Origin of the sequence: Limnospira indica PCC 8005 (assembly GCF_000973065.1) — a bacterium.
GTDB classification, from domain to species: Bacteria; Cyanobacteriota; Cyanobacteriia; order Cyanobacteriales; family Microcoleaceae; genus Limnospira; species Limnospira fusiformis.
On sequence record NZ_FO818640.1, the window covers coordinates 706,150 to 725,112 of the forward strand.

Below are 18,963 nucleotides of genomic sequence, written 5' to 3' on the forward strand. Positions count from 1 at the left end.
AATATTAATATCTTAATAGCTGGCTATCGGGGTAATTTGCCGTCAATTTTTATGGGTATACTGACCATGAATTTGATGTTAAAATAAAGTTCTAATTGGTTTTAAACAAAATGATAAAATCCCAAAACCAGACGGATTCCTGGTTAAAATGGCACGCAATCACTTTAATTTCTGGCTGGATTTTAACAGCGATCGCCTATGGAAACATCATCAACTCTTTTTTCTTATCGGATGATTTTAACTGGATTTATCAAATCAAAACCAGAGGTGTATTTGGTGTCTGGACAACCCCACCAGATGTGTTTTTTCGTCCCCTAATTTCCCTAACTCTATTTGCTGATTATCAACTGTGGGAACTGAACCCCCTTGGTTATCACCTCACCAACTTATTTTTCCATGGCTTAAATGCTTTTCTGGTTTATGCAATGTCTCGGCTGTTGTTTAGGGGTGCAGATCTAGCCGGAAAATTAATTAATATTTTCTCCCTAGTCTCCGGCTTTATTTTCATTATTCTTCATAGTCATGTTGAAGCTGTTACCTGGATATCAGCCAGATCCGATCTCGTCGCTACTTGCTTTGGCTTGGCGGCATTTTGTGGTTATCTTAAATATAAAGAAACCGACAATAACCGATTATTTTTTATATCATATATCCTATTTTTTCTGGGTTTACTATCCAAAGAATCAGTCATTATTTACCCAGGATTAGTATTGTTATATGAATTATATAATTACCTGAATAAAAACAATTATATTAATTTATTAAAAATACTATATTTGCCGCTAATGTATGCCTCGGTTTTGCCAATTTATTTGGGGCTAAGATACTTGGGAATTAGACAATTTTTAGGAGGCTACGGAAGCGGGGTTCACACCAACTTTAATCTTGACATTATCCAGCGAGGTTTGGCTTCTAGCCTCAGAATTATCATTCCCCCACTTCCTAATATTCCAGAAGAAAACTGGGTGATATTTTTTGCCATATTCATGACCATTATTTGTACTTTTGTGGTCGTCTGTTTGTGCCGACAAGGGGTTTATATATTAATTGCAAAATTAGCAATTCTTTTGTTAGGATTATTTGGCACTTCTTTATTACCTGTGATTAATATTCGCATTTCCTTGTCCAATACAGAAGGGGAAAGACTCCTATATTTACCATCGGCATTTTTGGTGATTTTATTGGTATTAGTTATTGGTGTTTCTCTGGCTAGATTTCGTGTACTTTTAGCTATTCAATTCATGATTATATCAATCATTTTATCTTATTATTTGTATAGCTTTAATCAAAACTGGAATTTAGCCGGGAACATAGCTAAACAAGTAATTGAAAGCATTGATCAGGAAATCCAAGGACGCAGAATGTTTTTAATTAATATACCAGACAACTTAAATGGAGTCTATATTTATCGCAATGGCTTATATGCTGCTGGCCAACTTTTTGCAGAGTCAGAAATTGAATTACTCAACAATGCCACATTTAACAATTTGATTAATCCCTCGAATGCTTTAAATATTAACCGCATTGGCGATCGAGAATACTGGGTTAAACTATTATCACCCGGTACTTATTTTATGAATGTGCATATTCCCTTTGACCAAAGATTAGAAACCCAAAACTTTATAATTTCTGATGTGGATTTTCAGACTATGCAATCTTTTCGCATTCAAATAAAAGACAGGATTCAACCTGGGGAAGTAGGTTATTACTCTGGCGGCAGAGTCATTAACACTAAATGGCTAGAATAAATTAGGTTAAATGGTATCCTATGAATTTTTATTTAAGTGGTTGGGGATTTTTGATTTTGGCAGCAATTAATAACTGTGTCGGTAGTCTGCTGTTAAAAAAATCGCGACTGGTAGCTACCGATCCAAGTTTGTTAACTCTGTTGCTTTCTCCCTGGTTTATCGGTGGCATTATGGTCTATGGAGTTAATGTGATTTTATTTGCGAAAGCATTAGATCAGCTTCCGGTTTCGACTGCTTATCCAATTTTTGCCGGAATTAGCTTTACTTTAATTGCGATCGCCGGAAATTTACTATTTGGTGAAAGATTTGATTTGAATCAGTGGATCGGACTTTCCCTAATTTTTACTGGTATCATTATTATGTCTCGCTGAAGAATGTCTATGGTTGAGATTATGGTTAAAGAATTAATTGAACCTGTAAATTCGCTAATTCGTGTTTTAAAATTCATGGTGATCTTTACAATTCACTAACCAAATTTTACCAATAGCTGATATTCAGAAACAAGTTAATTTTTATCTTGGGGTTAAGCCTAAGCAAAACCCCACTCTTTTTTTTAAGTTAACATACCAGCCAAATTTTACAAAACCTCTCGCCCCAAATAAGGCTGTAAAACCTCCGGAACCTTAACGCTTCCATCCGGCTGCTGATAGTTTTCTAAAACGGCAGCCATAGTTCGTCCAACCGCCAATCCCGAACCATTTAAAGCATGAACAAACTCCGTTTTCTTTTTCTTTTTCTTGGGGTCGCCTTTGGCTTCCCGGAACCGAATATTGGCACGTCTGGCTTGAAAATCTTTAACATTAGAACAACTCGAAATTTCTCGGTAAGTTCCTGCTGAAGGTAGCCATACTTCTAAATCATAACATTTAGCTGCTGCAAATCCCAAATCTCCCGTACACAATTCTATCACACGATAGGGTAATTTTAAAGCCTGTAAAATACCTTCAGCATCCGCCACTAATTTTTCATGTTCTAACTCCGAAGTCTCTGGGTGTACTAATTTCACCAATTCCACTTTATTAAACTGATGCAGTCTAATTAGACCTCTGGTATCCTTTCCATAGCTTCCCGCCTCCCGCCGAAAACAGGGAGTAAATGAACAGTGATAAATGGGGAGTTGTTCACTTTCTAAAATTTCATCACGATATAGGTTAACTACCGGAACTTCTGAAGTAGGAATTAACCATAAATCGTCATCAGCACATTTAAAACTTTCTTCCGCAAATTTAGGTAATTGACCTGTAGCAGTTAAAGATATACTATTCACTAGCAGGGGTGGTATAACTTCTAAATAGCCATTAGCTGTGTGGGTATCCAGCATAAATTGAACTAATGCGCGTTCTAATGCCGCGCCAGCCCCCACTAAGCTAACAAAACGACTTTGGGCAATCTTTACCCCTCGTTCAAAGTTAAGAATTCCTAGCTTTTCTCCGATTTCCCAATGGGGTAAAATCTCGGCATTTTGGAGTTTATATTCATCTCCCCAGCGGCGTACTTCCACATTTTCGGCTTCACTTTTTCCCTCTGGGGTGGTGTCACTAGGAAGGTTTGGTAAAGGAAGTAATAGGCTAGTAATTTGCGATTCTAGGTCTTTTTCTTGGGGTTCTAAGTCACTTAACTGGGACTTGATTTGCTGTCCTTCTTCCCTCAATGCTTGAATTTCTGGCCCTTTGGGGTCGGTTCCAGATTTGATTTTTTCTCCTACAAGTTTACCGATCTCGTTGCTGCGGGTTTCTAGTTGAATGCGTTGCTGTTCAAGTTCCCGCCGTTTTTCATCTAATTCTAAGATGGCTTCTAGGTCATAGTTTCCTCGACGGTTGAGGCGTTGTTGAATCTCTTGTGAATTTTCCCGAATCAGTTTAATGTCTAACACTGGTCTTTCCTAAATTATCAAGGTCTGATTAATTAATCTTCAGAAGATTTTACTAGCCTCGTGTCTATAAGTCAATCTAATTTTTATTCTAGTGGTTGGGTCAGCGATCGCCAGATGATAATTAATGGCTAAAAATATTTTTTAATTAGGTGATATTATCTTACCTTAAAGATTAATAGCATCAATCAATCTGATGTGTGTCAGATTATACAGAAATTTTCCGATGGCCACCCCCTAAATATTAAGTAATCTAAAGTTGCCTTGCCATAATCCTCAAAAATTTGTATAATCATAACCCAAGTGAACTCTAACCTGCATTTGATACCAGGGTAAATCAGGTCTATCTCCAGATATAGGGATTGTTTCCGGTTGTCAATTGCAAAAATTTAGTAATGTTACAGAAACACAGAATTAATCGTCAAATCAATAGCCGCTTACTTCATCTAAAATATTCGAGATTTTGGCGAAATTTGGGATTAGCGATCGCCAGTTTATTAGCGGTATTGTGCGTTATTATTCCCGCCTTTAGCCAACAACCCGTAACCGTGAGGGTGTTAGTCCAAGCCTTGGAAGCAGCCCAATGGCAACCCCTGGTTAAAGACTTTAATGAAAACCACGAAAATATCCGCCTAGAAGTCATCAGCGGCCCCAATAACACCAATTTAGTCGAAGACCTATATACCTCGGCTTTTTTACTCGGAGATTCTCCCTACGATCTCGCTTATATGGATATCGTTTGGGTACAAAAGTTTGCAGCAGCCGGGTGGTTATCTGATTTATCGAATCGGGTGACTCCAGGACAGTTACAGGCGTATTTAGAAGGGGATATTGACGGGGGACGCTATCAAGATAAACTTTACCGAATGCCTTTCCGTACAGACGGAGGAATGCTGTATTATCGGACTGATTTATTAGAAAAAATTGGCGCAGAACCTCCGGACACTTTCGATGAATTAATAGAGATATCCCAAAGGCTACAAGAAGAAGATTTAGCCCAATGGGGTTATTTGTGGCAAGGTAGACAATATGAAGGTTTATCGGCTATGTTTACCGAAATTTTAGAAGGTTCTGGAGGATTTTGGATCGACCCAGATACCCAAGAAGTCGGGTTAGATAAACCGGAAGCGATCGCCGCTGTGCAATTTCTCCGAGATACCATTACCAAAAACATTTCTCCCCCTGGAGTTACCACCTACGCCGAAGAAGAAACCCGCCGCCTATTTGAAAGTGGTAATACTGCCTTTTTAAGAAACTGGCCTTATGTTTATTCCCTCGCCTCCAACTCAGACATAGCCGGAAATTTTGCCATTAAACCAATGGTACACGCCCCCGGTAAAAATAGTGGTGCTTGTTTAGGAGGTTGGGGATTTGGCATTGCCTCTACTTCTCGCCATAAAGATGAAGCCTGGGCGGTTATCAACTTCTTTAATAAACCAGAAGTTCAGCGCAAATACTTTTTAGAAACTGGTTATGTTCCCTCCAGAATATCCCTATTTAATGACCCGCCATTAGTCGAGAAGTTTCCCTATCTTCCCAACTTATTGGAAGTAGTGCAGAACCCAGTTTTAAGGCCTCCGATCGCTCAATATGCCCAGGCTTCTGATATTTTGCAACGGTATCTCAGCGCCGCCCTAACCGGAAGCAGAACCCCAGAACAAGCCATGCAAGCTGCCTCCAATGAAACCCGCGCCTTGTTGAATCGATAACTAATTAATCATGAATGAAAGAATTAACAATCAGATGGAACGCCAAGAGAAACTCACCGGATGGATCTTAATAGCACCAGCTTTGATAATTCTTGGCTTTGTGTTTATTTATCCGATAGGTAGGGCATTTTGGTTGAGTTTATTTACCAATAATTTAGGCACTCAATTACAACCAATTTTTGCGGGATTATCCAACTATCAGCGCCTAATTGGAGATGGTCGATTTTGGCAAACCATGTGGAATACTAGCGTTTTTACCATCATCTCTATTTTCTTAGAATTGGTGATTGGTATGGGCATCGCATTAGTGCTAAATCAAGCCTTTTTTGGGCGAGGTTTTGTCCGCACATCTTCCCTAATTCCTTGGGCGTTACCTACAGCCGTGATGGGGTTAGCTTGGGCGTGGATTTTTAATGATCAGTATGGGGTAGTTAATGATATTCTGACCCGCTTAGGATTCATTGATAGCCCCATTACTTGGCTAGGCGATCCTACCCGCGCCATGTTAGCTATGATTATCGCTGATGTGTGGAAAACCACCCCTTTTATTGCCATTATTCTCCTAGCTGGTTTGCAGTCGATTTCTAGTGATTTATACGAAGCCCATGCTATTGATGGCGCTAACCAGTGGCAGAGTTTTTGGCAAATTACCATCCCCTTAGTTATGCCTCAAATTATCATTGCTTTACTGTTTCGGTTTGCCCAAGCATTTGGTATTTTTGACTTGGTGCAAGTCATGACTGGCGGGGGACCCGGTGGGGCTACAGAAACCGTGTCTATTTATATTTATGCTACGGTGCGCCGATATCTGGATTTTGGCTATGGTGCTGCCTTAGTTGTAGTCACCTTTTTACTGCTGATTTTAGCTGTGGCGATCGCTGCCTTTTTCCTATCAAGAACTCGCTTAAATGTTATGGGAGGTAAATAATCAATGACCGTTGCTAATCAATCCTCAGAAACTGATAGCAAAAGCCAAATCAACTGGGGTCGGATTTTTCTGTGGATAGGTGTGATTCTCACCATCATATTTTGTCTAGCGCCCGTGTTATGGCAGTTGCTAACTTCTTTAAAAACCAATGAATCTATTTCCACCATTCCCAATGTTTATTTTCCCAGTCTGGATCAACTCACCTTTCAACACTATCAAAGTTTAGGCTGGCACTTTCTGCGCTATGTGTTTAATAGTGCTTTAGTTTCGCTCATTTCAACCTTTCTATGTTTAGGAGTTGGGGCCCCCGCCGCCTACACCCTAACTAGATTAAAAATACCCGGAGAAAATGTGATCCTCGGCTTTGTCCTAATTATCAGTTTGTTTCCCTATGTTCTCCTATTTTTAGGGTTGCTGGAAATTGTCAAATTTATGGGATTAGGTAACAACTACATCGCCCTAATTATCCCCTACACTGCCATTAATTTACCCCTGACAATTTTGGTCTTGAGAAGTTTTTTCCAACAACTACCAAAAGACCTAGAAGACTCCGCCAAAATTGACGGATATGGAACCGTTGGGATGCTGTTACAGATAGTTCTACCCATGACCATACCTGCTTTAGTAACCACCGGAATTCTCACCTTTATTTTCGCCTGGAATGAGTTTATTTTTGCTCTCACCTTTATCAGCCGCGAAGAAATGTATACCATTCCGGTAGCCGTTGCACAAATTGGAGGTGCATCTATTTTTGAAATCCCCTATGGTCCTATTGCTGCTGCTACCGTAACTGGAACTATTCCCCTGGTTATTTTAGTGTTAATGTTCCAACGTCGTATTGTTCAAGGAATCACAGCCGGCGCTGTCAAAGGCTAAAATCACCTCAATCACTGTTCTGTAATTATCGAAATCATGGCTAAATTAGAACTCAAAAACCTGCGTAAACAATTCGCTCATAATGTCATCCCCGTTAAAGATGTAAGTGTTAATGTTAATGATGGGGAGTTTCTCACTCTTCTGGGTCCCTCTGGTTGTGGGAAATCAACCCTATTAAGGATGATTGCTGGGTTAGATGAACCCACCCAGGGTCAGGTAATTTTAGGGGGAGAAGATTTAACCAATATTCCCCCTGGTAAACGCAATATGGCGATGGTATTTCAGAGTTATGCGTTATATCCTCACATGACGGTTTATGAAAACATTTCAACCTCTTTGAAATTGCGGAAAGTTGATAGCATAGAAATTGAAAAACGGGTTAATGATGTATCGAACCGTTTGGGAATTCAACATCTATTAGAGCGTAAACCCGGACAACTTTCGGGGGGTCAGCGTCAGCGGGTGGCTTTAGCCCGATCGCTAGTGCGTAACCCTGATGTTTTCCTGTTAGATGAACCTCTGAGTAATTTGGATGCGCTGTTGCGGGAACAAGTCCGCGCCGACCTCAAACAGTTATTTGAATCTCAACAAAAACCTGTGGTTTATGTCACCCATGACCAAACGGAAGCCATGACTCTTTCTAGTAAAATTGCGGTACTTTATGATGGGTATTTGCAGCAGTTAGCCTCTCCTACTGAGATTTATATGCAGCCGGCTAATCGGTTTGTAGCCGGATTTGTGGGGAGTCCTCAAATGAATTTATTAACCTTAGACTGTCACGACAATCAGGCAATTTTAGGAGAGTTTGGTTTAACTTTACCTTATTTACAAACTTCCCAAAAAGCTGTGGTTTTTGGGATTCGTCCAGAGGATGTATCTTTAGGAGAAGAAGCCGATGCCGATCTAGTTGAAGGACAGGTCTATTTAATTGAAGACTTGGGGAAAGAAAAACTTTTGAGTGTCCGCATTAACGGCTCTGAACAAACTCTGCGGGCGGTGATTCCGGCTGACCTACTTTGGGAAAGTGAACAGGTAAAATTAAGCCTATCTCGAAAACAGATGCACTGGTTTGATCTCGAATCAGGCGATCGCCTAAATTAACCCAATTTTTGACGACATCCCTAGGGGCAACTAGCAACAGTTGCCCAGTTAATTAATTATAATGGTATACTGATGTCACTCCCTAGCCATTTAATTAGATTAACCTATGCAAGACTTTTTTCAGAATGTATCCCGCTATCCCCGCTACCTGATCACCTTTACTCTGGGGATTTTTTATTTCCTGTTTGAACGTCTCAAACCTCTTTTAAACCGTCCCGTGACAGCGATCGCCCTGTTAGGTTTACTGATAAGTGTCTTCTTATTTACCTACTTTACCCTCAAAGGAATGTTAGGCTTGAATGCAGTTTAGGCTAAAACCTGATAGTTTATAGATAGGGAAGTTGGGACTAAAATTAGCTCTCAACTTCCCCTATTATATCATATAATCACTCACCTAGCTATGATGCGTATCCCCAAAATGTGGTCTATCCGTCGTCGCTTAATTACCGGGATATCCTCTAAAATATCGCTGCGGGGACTGTTAGTTATCCCTTTTGTAGTCCAAATTTTTGCCACTGTTGGTGTCGTGGGATATCTGTCTTTCAAAAACGGACAGAAAGCCGTTGATGATTTAGCCCATCGGTTGATTGTCGAAATTGTAAATCGCATTGAAGAAAATATAACTCACTACTTAGAAATTCCTTTTATAGTAGGTCAGGATATCCAAGATGCGGTAGCTTTGGGATTATTAGATATTGAAGATTTATCAGGATGGGAATTGTATTTCTGGAGAAAAGCCAAGTTTTTTGAATCAATTGATATTATTTCTATTGGTAATGAACAGGGAGAATATCGCTCAACTTCCCGCACTAAAGATGGTCAATTACAAGTAGGAATTGCTGGGGCATCTACCAACTTTGATTTATATCGCTACAATAGCTTAGAGGCAATTAATAGGCAACCACCAGATTATATTGATCCCGATTATGATCCTCGTCTACGACCCTGGTATCGGGTGGCGATCGGCACTGATAAACCTGTTTGGAGCCCAATTTATACCCGGTTTGAACCCCCCCCAATTCTGCAAATTAGTGCTAGTCAAATTATTTCTTCTTCCCCTGATTCCACGGAAGCTGATGGAGTCATGAGTATTGTCATCAGTCTGTCTTATATTGGTCAAGTTTTGAATAGTTTAGATATGGGAGAAATGGGAAAGGCATTTATTATTGATCATGAAGGTTTATTAGTAGCAAGTTCTACCTCAGAACCCCTGTTTACACAGGAAGACGATCGCATAATTAGAAAGGCTGCTTTAGTTAGTGCAAACCCTTTAATTCAAGAAATCAGTAAATATTTAAAAGATGAATTTGATAGATTTGATCGCATCGATAATTCTTATTTTAGAAAAATCCCATTTAATGGTGAAACTCAATATATAAAACTGCTACCTTTTCGGGATGAACGAGGTTTAACATGGTTGATTGTGGTGGTGATTCCCGAAGCCGATTTTATGCAAAATATCCAAAATAATACCCGCCTTACCATGGGATTATCGGTGATTGCTTTAGCAGTAGCGATCGCCATAGGATGGATGACCGGAGAGTGGATTACTCGCCCCATTATCGATTTAGCGAAAGCGGCTAACGCCCTATCTAGGGGTAACTGGAATCAGAAAGTTGGAAATAGTTGCACTCAAGAACTCCGCACCCTGGCTAGGTCTTTTAAACAAATGCGGGGACAATTAAAACTTTCCTATAGTCAACTTCAGGAATACTCCTATAGATTAGAACAAAAAGTTGCCGAACGTACTCAACAACTCGAGCAAAAAGTTAAAATTGCCGAAGCCGCAGTCCGAGAACGTAAAGCTGCAGAAGCTGCACTTAGGGAGTCAGAACAAAAATTTTCGACAGCCTTTCATGCAGCCCCTCACCCCATTACAATTAGTCGTCTTGATGATGGTATTCACCTAGAAGTTAATGAAAGTTTTTGCCTAGTCACCGGATACAATGCGGAAGAAATTATCAATCGCACCCTGGACGAACTCAACCTATGGGTATATTCTGAGCAACGGTCAGAGATGTTAGATCTTATAGCCCAAAATCGTCAAGTCCGCAACTTTGAACTAGAATTTAGAACTAAAAATGGCGAGATTAGAAGCGGATTAGTTTCGGCAGATATCATTAATTTAAACAGCCAAGAATGTCTACTTTCTAGCAGTAATGATATCACAGATCGCCGTCGAGCGGAAGAAGCTCTCCGCCGCCAATTTGAGAGGGAAAGACTGCTGCGACAAATCACGGAGGAACTCAGATCTAGCCTAGATCCCCAGCAAATTTTTCAAACTGCAGCCAACCGTATTGGTCAAACTTTCGGAGTCGATCGCTGTACGATTTACACTTATTTATCTAGCCCCACACCCCAAATTAAAGCCGTTGCCGAATATTTAAAATGCGAGTATCCCCCGATTTTAAATCAGGAATATCCCCTCGAAGATTATCCCTATATTGATAGGATTCTTAGTCAGGATATCGCCATCACTCACGAAAATATTAACACAGATAAAAACCTACAAGGAGCCTTAGAGTTTTGCCAGCAATTTGAGATCCAATCTCTTTTAGCTATTCGCACATCCTATCGCAGTCAACCCAACGGCGCAATTTATCTAAGTCAATGTAGCAACAGTCGCACCTGGACAGATGAAGAAATCGACCTTTTAGAATCAGTAGCTGCTAAAATGGGAATAGCCCTCGCCCAAGCCAATTTATTAGAACGAGAAAAACAACAAAGACTGAAACTAGCTACCCAAAATATTGCCCTAGAAGAAGCCAGACGCGCCGCCGATGCTGCGAACCGTGCCAAAAGTACATTTTTAGCGAATATGAGCCATGAATTAAGAACCCCCCTTAATGCGATTCTGGGGTTTAGTCAATTGATGTCTGATAACCCCATATTTGCTGAAGGTTCCCAGGAATTAGCAATTATTAATCGCAGTGGTGAACACCTCCTAGAACTCATTAATGATATTCTGGATTTATCCAAAATTGAAGCGGGAAAAATCACTTTAGAAATGAATCATTTTGACCTGCATAGGCTTCTGGAAACCCTGGAGGAAATGTTTAAGTTAAAAGCTGCCCATAAAGATATTGTATTAAATATTAATCGCCCCTTAGATTTGCCTCGGTATCTGTTAGGTGATGAGAAAAAGCTGCGACAAGTTTTAATCAATTTACTCGCCAATGCTATTAAATTTACGACCGCCGGGGAAGTGACATTATACACTAAGACTCTACCGACACCTAAAGAAGCTCATACAGATTCTAATACTGTACTGATGCAGTTTATAGTTGAAGATACAGGCCCAGGAATTTCCCCCCAGGAAATCGATGCTTTATTTGATGCTTTTGTGCAAACAGAAACGGGTAAATATTCTCAGGAAGGAACCGGGTTAGGATTGCCAATTAGTCGAAAATTTGTGCAGTTGATGGGAGGAGATATTACAGTTGATAGCACTATGGGTGTGGGGAGTAAATTTATTTTTGAGATTCCCTTAGATTTAGCTACAGTCCAGCCGTTGATTATTACTCCTATGTGTAGCCGGAAAATTGCCATTGAATCTGATGGTCAAAATTACAGGATTTTGGTAGTGGATGAAGTGCCAGAAAATCGACTATTGGTAGCTAGAATTATAGAAACTTTAGGATTTGAGGTTTTGGAAGCAGAAAATGGTCGGGAGGCGATCGCCACTTGGGAAAGTCATAAACCCCAACTAATTTGGATGGATATGCGGATGCCAATTATGGATGGCTATGAGGCGACCCGCCAAATTCGATCGCGCCCCTTTGGTGATACAGTTAAAATAATTGCTCTCACCGCCAGCGCCCTAAGTGAACAGGAGGTAGATATTATCAATGCTGGCTGTGATGATATCCTACGCAAACCTTTTCAGAATCCTGATTTACTGGAAAAAATGGCAATTCATTTAGGTCTGCGCTACCGTTATCTGATGGAACCTAACCCCCTTAGCGTCTCTTCTCAATCACTGCGCGCGCTGACACCGCAGGCTTTAATGGTTATGTCTTTTGATTGGCTAAAACGGCTTCATAAGGCGGCAATTTCTGGGGATGATGCGGAGGTATTCCAATTAATTACTGAAATTCCCGAATCGGAAACGGAATTAGTGGCCACTCTCACGGAGTTGGTAAATAATTTTCGATTAGATACAATAAATGATGTTACGAAAACTTTGATTTGATCGGAAAGCAGATCCGATGCTGCCCTAGGGTCATAGTAATAGTTTTATTATAGGGATTGCGAATATGAGTCGTGATATTAGTTCCGAGTTTCAACCGGATATTTTGATTGTTGATGATATTCCCGAGAACCTCCGCCTCCTCTCCCAAATGTTGCTAGAACAGGGCTATAAAGTCCGTAAGGCTATCAATGGTCAGCGGGCGCTACAGGCTGTAGAAGCGGAAACACCTGATTTAATTTTACTGGATATTATGATGCCAGAATTAGACGGTTATCAGGTAGCTAAATATTTAAAAGATGACCCGACAACTCGGGAGATTCCTATTATTTTTCTGAGTGCGTTGAGTGATACTATGGATAAGGTATTAGCTTTTGATGTGGGAGGGGTAGATTATATTACTAAACCCTTTCATGTTCAGGAAGTATTGGCTAGGGTGAGAACTCAATTAACCATTAGTCAACAAAAACAGCAATTAATCACCCAAAATCAGCAATTAGAGCGAGAAATTAGGGAGCGCCAAAAGATAGAATCTGCCCTGCGAATTTATATTCATGCGATGTCCCATGATTTACGAAATCCGGTTACTGGAATGTTAATGGTGCTGCAAAATCTCCTCAAAAAAATACCAGAAAATTATGATGAATTACCTGTAGCCCCATCAATTTTAAAGCGTATGGCTAACAGTTGCACTCGCCAATTGGCTTTGATTAATTCCCTAGTGCAAACCAGCAATATAGAATTAAAGGGGATTCATTTAAATTGTCAATCCTTAAATTTGCGTCACTTTACTAACAGATTATCCCTGGAATTAGAGCTAATCTTACAAAAAGAACAGGCGGCAATTAATAATCAAATATCGGAAAATTTACCCTCGGTTAACGCTGACCCTAATCAGCTATGGAGGGTTTTTGATAATCTGTTATCTAATGCGATTAAATATAATCCTCCTGGTATTATCATCACTCTGTCAGCGGAGTTGATTACAGAAGTTATCTCCCCTAAAAATACCCGGGTTAAGTTAGTCCGATGCACTGTTCAAGACAATGGTAATGGTATGAGTGAACAGGAATTAGAGGGGATTTTTGATTTATATAAACGGGGGCGAACTGTGGGGAATATTCAAGGGTTAGGTTTGGGTTTATATTTGTGTCGGCAAATTATCAACGCCCACGGTGGTAAAATCGGGGCGATCGCCACTCCGAAGGAAGGGGCAACATTCTGGTTTACTTTACCTATATTTGATGATAAACTATACAGATAAACAATTCTCTCAGCGGGGGGATTATTGCTGATGTCTATTTCCATCCTATCAGGCGTAAAATCGGGATAATTGTATAGTGAATTACTGCCAAAGATAAAGCTATAGTGCAGCCCAATAAACCCACAAAAGTAATAGCATACCTGAACTGTACCCACTCGGCTATCAGACTGACTTGGGGAAATTGTAATAGATAAATGGGCAGGATATTCAAGTTAGCTAAACCCCAAAAAATAGCGCTGGTGGCGCTGGCGGAAACGATCGCATAAACCGAGCGATGGCTTTTCCAATCCAATCCCCAGGTTAAAATCACGGTAGTCATTCCTATACAAAACCATCTCGCCATAGCCAAATTGCCAAACCCTGGCACTAGGGAGATGGTACTGATAATGCGCCACAGTAACCCCCCGGTTAAATATCCGAATACACCCATCACGCCCGCCCATTTATAGTGACGGCGTTGCTGAAAACCTGCGCCATCGGTCAAGCCTAAACCTGTGCCTAATCCGGCTAAACTTAACACTATAATTTCCGCGCCCAAATTGTTAGATAGATGACTAAACAACAGGGGTAAAGAAGGCTTGAGTAAATCCCCTAATATTTGACCGAGGGGAGATTGATAGGCTAAAATTAACCCTAACCCCGCCCCCAGCATTCCTCCTGAACTAGCCAACCCGATTTGCCAAAGGGTTTCGGTGATAGCCTGAGATATAGCCAGGAGGCTGCGCCCAACCAATTTCAATCCCCCCCAGATAATGCGATCGACTTCAATTAATGCAGTTTTGATGACATCAAGAAACAGTTGAGGAAAGGACATCATCCGGCGGGGATGCCTTTTCATCCTGGCGATGCGGAATAGATAGGTTTGAATATCATCAGCATTTTGGGGGCGCTCATTCACATCATTTTCGACCATACAATCAAGTAATTCGGCAAAGCCGGGAGTCACGGCCACTCGATGTTGCCATTGCAATTTTCCGGTCATGGGGTCTTCAAGTTCGGCGGGAAACAGACCCGTTAACAGGTGGATACAGGTTCGCCCCAAAGCATAAAAATCGGTGGCCGGAGTTATGGCGGCCCCAACTATTTGCTCCGGGGGACTATAACCGGGAGAAACTAGGCGGGTGTGGCTTCTGGGGGTAGTTTCTCGATCGCTATGGACTAAAGCCCCAATTTGTTTCGCGCCGCCAAAGTCAATCATCACCAAGGGACTATCCGCAAGCTGGCTGTAGTCGAGGGTTTGCGGGTGGGGTAAACGCAACATCAGGTTAGACGGTTTCAGGTCTCGGTGTACAATTCCCCGTTTGTGTAACTCCCGCAAAATATCCAAAGCCTGATGCAGCCACAGCATGACCAACTCTTCAGGACAGCCTTGGGGATATTCGGCGAGAATTTCCTCGAGAGTAAGGCCGTTAATTTTTTCCATGATTAAGCAGGGAAGTTGTAAGGGGTTACGGTTGCGTCTTCGTAGGAAAAAATAGCCGTCTGGGACTACCCGTGGGACTCCCGAATGCTGTAGGGATGCCAAAACTCTGGCTTCTTGTTCAAATAATTCTAGGGCTTTGGGGTCGGGTTGCACGAGGACTTTCAGGACTTTTTCGGATTGGGTTTTCAAGTCCCAAATGGTGTACAGCCTGGAAAAGCCGCCACTTCCTAGACTGTTTAAGGGAATATAGCGATCGTTGAGTTGCAATGGCGCACCGCAACTTTGACAAAACCTATTACCCCAAGGCTGGCCATGGGGTTTAGGGCATTTGGGGTTAATACAGTGAACAGTAGATGAAACGGGATGTTCCACGATAGCGACCTTAGTGGTCCAACTCAACAGTTAATTGTGCTATCGTCCATGATAACGTTTCTGGGCGAGATGTTCCTAATTAGTCACGCGCCGTAATTGTTCAAAGGTTTGATACATTTGAATGGCTAACTGTTTAGGATTCCACAAGGGGGCGAGAGTTTCTGGTTGTTTAACTCTGGCTAAATGGTTACTAATTTGCTGTCTTAATGTGGCATTTTGACCAAATTCAATCCCTAGTTGGGTGTATTCTTCCCAACTCCAAGCTACACCTATATCAAGGTTAACTGATTTTAGGAAAGCATAACCCATCCGCGATAAATACTGTCTACCTGACCTGGTGACTACGGGTAATTCTGACCATAATGCCTCTAGGTTATGGGTTCCTCCATTGTAGGGGTAGGAATCTAACATGACATCCGCAACTTTATAAATCGCCCGGTGTTCTTCTTCGGTTTTGGTGAGTCCTAAAAAGATTAAACGATTGATGTCAACTCCTAGGTCTTCGCAGGCTTGGTTATACATTTCTCGCAGTAGTTGGGCATCCCCTTGACCTTTGCGAATTAATACACTATTGGGAACCGATCGCAGAATATTAACCTGGGCTTTGATCATCTCCCCATTGGTTTTTCGCCCCGGCGCAACGCATAGATAAGCTACGGCATTTGGGGGGATATTTAACTGTTGTCTCACCATGTTTCTATCTACGGGACGGGTGGGAAGTCCGGCTATGGCTACGGCGGTATCTGGTAGCCTAACTAGGCGTTCGAGATAATGTTTTTCTATTCCGGGTGGGTGAGTATGTTGGTCACAAATTAGATAATGGTTACTGGTGAGATAGGGGGCATCAAATCCTAACCAAGTTACACAAACTGGGGCGGGGGATTTATGCAAAACTTGCACGTTTACAGGAATGGTTACTGAGTCGAGATCAACTAATACATCAATGCGATCGCTTCGGATTTCTTGACTTAATTCTTCTGCGGAGGCAAAACCATTGGGATAGGATTTCGGCCAATAGCATTTAGCGACGGTTTGTTCATATCTGGCTGTTACCTCATCGGGGTGCAGTATGCCACTAATATATAAATTAATATGGGGGGTAATTGCGGACATTTCTTTGATGACTCCTTCGGCACACCAACCCACGGAATGGCGGCGAAAATGTTTGGAAAGAAAACCGATTTTTAAAGGGGAACGCGGTTCGGCATAAATAGACGGGGGAGTGGCTATGGGTTCTTGGTAATAAGATTGACAAATTATCTGATAAAATCGGGCGTTTCCTTCTAAGTTATCCCGGAGGTGGGGAACTGTAAATAAAATGATTTCATAAATTAGCCTGATTTCGATTTCTGTGAGGGTTTCCATGCTGTTATTGCAGATGGTTTCTAAGTGTTCGAGTTTGGCTAATGCCTGTTCACAAGCGCCTGATTGAGTATAGGAAAAAATATAGGCGATCGCGCATAGGACGGGTAGAGTTTTACCGCAGTTTTCCCAGTAGCGATCGGCTACTTTTCTGGCTTTTCCTAAATTGGTGGAATGGCTGAGAAGATCACAGAGTTGTTGATAGGCTTCGGCAAAATCTGGTTTAAGTTCCAGCGCTTTTTCTAGGTTGGCTACGGCTTCTTTGGGTTCCTTTTGTTTTTGAATATGGGCGAGACGACAGTAAACTTCTGCCCATTCTGGTTTTAATTGTAGGGTTTTTTGATAGTTAGCGATCGCCTCTGGTAGTTGTCCAATGGTTGCCTGCATATTCGCTAAATTAGCATAGGCATCGGGAAAATTGGGTTTGAGTTCAATTACTTTTTGATAGTGATTAATGGCATCTTGGTGGCGGCGGAGTTTGGTAAAAATGCGGGCGGTGTGTAGATACAGTTCCGGCATTTGGGGGTTGAGAGAAATGGCTTTTTGTAACTGGTCTAAAGCCTCTTGTAAGCGGTCTTGCTGCACCCGTAAACAGCCGATATTAGCATAGGGTTCCGCCCAATTGGGTTTCCGGGAAATTGCCCGTTGATAACTGGCGATCGCTGGTTCATATTCACCCCGTCGCGCCAGAATATTGCCCAACTCAAAGTGAAAGTCGGCTTCTACTAAATCGGGTTTTAATTCTAAGGCGATTTTCCAGGAATTAATGGCGGCTTCTGTATTTCCTAATTGTTGATAAACTCTCCCTAAATTCCAATGTACCGCCGCCAAGTCCGGTTTAATCTCAATGGACTTTTGATAAGCGGCGATCGCTTCATTTACCTGCCCATTTTGCAGATACATGGTCGCTAGATTAGCATGAACTTCCGCAAAATCGGGATGAATTTCTAAGGCTTGATTGTAGGCGCGAATGGCTGAGGATATTTTGCCTTGAAAATGTAAGGCATTACCCAGGACTACATAGACAAATAAAAAATTAGGATCGAGTTTTAAGATTTGCTGACAGGTGGCAACAGTTTCCTCTAATTTGCCCTGAGATAAATATAATTCTGCTTGTTTTTGTAAGGATAATACCCTGGGATTTATCGGCTTTTGTGCCCAAAATTTTGCATCTGCTTGAATTAATAACTGTTCAGTGGGAGGGGTAACTAAATCCTCTGATTCCTGGGTTTCTTCCTGATAGTGTAATTCCCCTTCTAAGACTTGACCCGAAAAATCTACCCCCTGTTCATCAAAACTATCGGTAGCATCTTCTATAAAATTCATCGATTCACTGATAGACCCGGAAACCGGAGTTTCTAGCCGGGATTTTAATTCGGCAATTTTCCCGATAATATCACTATTATTAGCATCAAGTTTGAGGGCGGTTTTATAAGTAGCGATCGCCTCATTAATCTGACCATTTTTCTCTAGCGCTTCCGCCAGTTTGCGATAAAAATCCGGTCTGTCTTGTAGGTTAATCGCCCGCTGATAACAGGTAATAGCGCCCGCCATATCCCCTGATTTAATCAAAGCATTTCCTAGCATCCAATGAACAATCGCCAAATCAGGATCAATTCCCAGGCATTTCTGATAACAATTAATCGCCTCATGCCATCTCTGTTGCTGATAATAAACACCACCCAAATTACTATAAGCTATGCTATAATTTGGCTCAATTTCCAACCCTTGAGTATAAGCCCAAATAGCCAAATCCAGACAATTACACATTTGCAGAGCATTGCCAACTCGCATATAAGCCCCAGCCAAATCAGGCTGTAATTTTAAAGCCTTTTCTAAAGCCGAAATAGCTGCATCAATTTCCTGATTATAAATATATGATTCTGCCAACATGATATAAACATCGGCATTTTTAATATCCAGTTCTAAAGCCTTCATATAAGCCTCAATACTAGCTGGATAATCACCCCGACTAAAAAAAACCTGGCCCTGACAACAATAAACCTTAATCTGCTCTGAATTCACTAACTTTCCTCAAATGCGTGTTGATACAACTAATAATAATCTGTCAGCGTATTAGGTAGAATTGGCAACCGTCCAACAGTTACCCCAAATTATCAC

12 protein-coding genes are annotated in these 18,963 nt (G+C 41.4%); 9 read left to right on the plus strand and 3 right to left on the minus strand.

From position 1 onward, the window contains the following. Window positions 1–167: 167 nt before the first annotated feature. Together XZ46_RS36250 and XZ46_RS03100 are read left to right on the plus strand one after the other, a co-directional pair. Window positions 168–1,748, plus strand: a complete 1,581-nt coding sequence (locus XZ46_RS36250) for a glycosyltransferase family protein (RefSeq protein WP_369076477.1) — start codon at window positions 168–170, stop codon at window positions 1,746–1,748. A 20-nt stretch (window positions 1,749–1,768) separates the two neighbouring features. Further along, window positions 1,769–2,119, plus strand: a complete 351-nt coding sequence (locus tag XZ46_RS03100; RefSeq protein ID WP_006621622.1) for a DMT family transporter — start codon at window positions 1,769–1,771, stop codon at window positions 2,117–2,119. 206 nt (window positions 2,120–2,325) lie between these two features. Here the strand turns inward: XZ46_RS03100 and serS are convergent, their stop codons facing one another. After that, the gene (gene serS, locus XZ46_RS03105) at window positions 2,326–3,621 is read right to left on the minus strand and encodes a serine--tRNA ligase (protein ID WP_006667894.1); all 1,296 of its coding nucleotides are present in this window, start codon (window positions 3,619–3,621) and stop codon (window positions 2,326–2,328) included. Window positions 3,622–4,013: 392 nt separating this feature from the next. Between serS and XZ46_RS03110 the strand changes: the two genes are divergently transcribed. From XZ46_RS03110 to XZ46_RS03140, 7 genes are all read left to right on the plus strand, one after another. Continuing rightward, window positions 4,014–5,327 (plus strand): ABC transporter substrate-binding protein, encoded by a 1,314-nt coding sequence (locus XZ46_RS03110; RefSeq protein WP_006621620.1) that lies wholly within the window; start codon window positions 4,014–4,016, stop codon window positions 5,325–5,327. A gap of 10 nt (window positions 5,328–5,337) precedes the next feature. Then, window positions 5,338–6,255: a carbohydrate ABC transporter permease gene (locus XZ46_RS03115; protein WP_006621619.1), complete on the plus strand. Its 918-nt coding sequence runs from the start codon at window positions 5,338–5,340 to the stop codon at window positions 6,253–6,255. Between the two features lie 3 nt (window positions 6,256–6,258). Beyond that, window positions 6,259–7,131: a carbohydrate ABC transporter permease gene (locus XZ46_RS03120; protein WP_006621618.1), complete on the plus strand. Its 873-nt coding sequence runs from the start codon at window positions 6,259–6,261 to the stop codon at window positions 7,129–7,131. Window positions 7,132–7,167: 36 nt separating this feature from the next. Continuing rightward, window positions 7,168–8,232 (plus strand): ABC transporter ATP-binding protein, encoded by a 1,065-nt coding sequence (locus XZ46_RS03125; protein WP_008056886.1) that lies wholly within the window; start codon window positions 7,168–7,170, stop codon window positions 8,230–8,232. A gap of 106 nt (window positions 8,233–8,338) precedes the next feature. Beyond that, window positions 8,339–8,542 (plus strand): DUF751 family protein, encoded by a 204-nt coding sequence (locus XZ46_RS03130; RefSeq protein WP_006621616.1) that lies wholly within the window; start codon window positions 8,339–8,341, stop codon window positions 8,540–8,542. A gap of 90 nt (window positions 8,543–8,632) precedes the next feature. Further along, window positions 8,633–12,424: an ATP-binding protein gene (locus XZ46_RS03135; RefSeq protein ID WP_008056884.1), complete on the plus strand. Its 3,792-nt coding sequence runs from the start codon at window positions 8,633–8,635 to the stop codon at window positions 12,422–12,424. Window positions 12,425–12,488: 64 nt separating this feature from the next. Continuing rightward, window positions 12,489–13,685, plus strand: a complete 1,197-nt coding sequence (locus XZ46_RS03140) for a hybrid sensor histidine kinase/response regulator (protein ID WP_006621614.1) — start codon at window positions 12,489–12,491, stop codon at window positions 13,683–13,685. Between the two features lie 34 nt (window positions 13,686–13,719). Here XZ46_RS03140 and XZ46_RS03145 read toward each other — a convergent pair whose 3' ends face one another. Together XZ46_RS03145 and XZ46_RS03150 are read right to left on the minus strand one after the other, a co-directional pair. Continuing rightward, window positions 13,720–15,480: a serine/threonine protein kinase gene (locus tag XZ46_RS03145; RefSeq protein ID WP_048894904.1), complete on the minus strand. Its 1,761-nt coding sequence runs from the start codon at window positions 15,478–15,480 to the stop codon at window positions 13,720–13,722. 75 nt (window positions 15,481–15,555) lie between these two features. Then, entirely contained in the window at window positions 15,556–18,867 is a 3,312-nt protein-coding gene (locus XZ46_RS03150) for a tetratricopeptide repeat protein (RefSeq protein ID WP_008056880.1), read from the minus strand. Window positions 18,868–18,963: the final 96 nt, after the last annotated feature.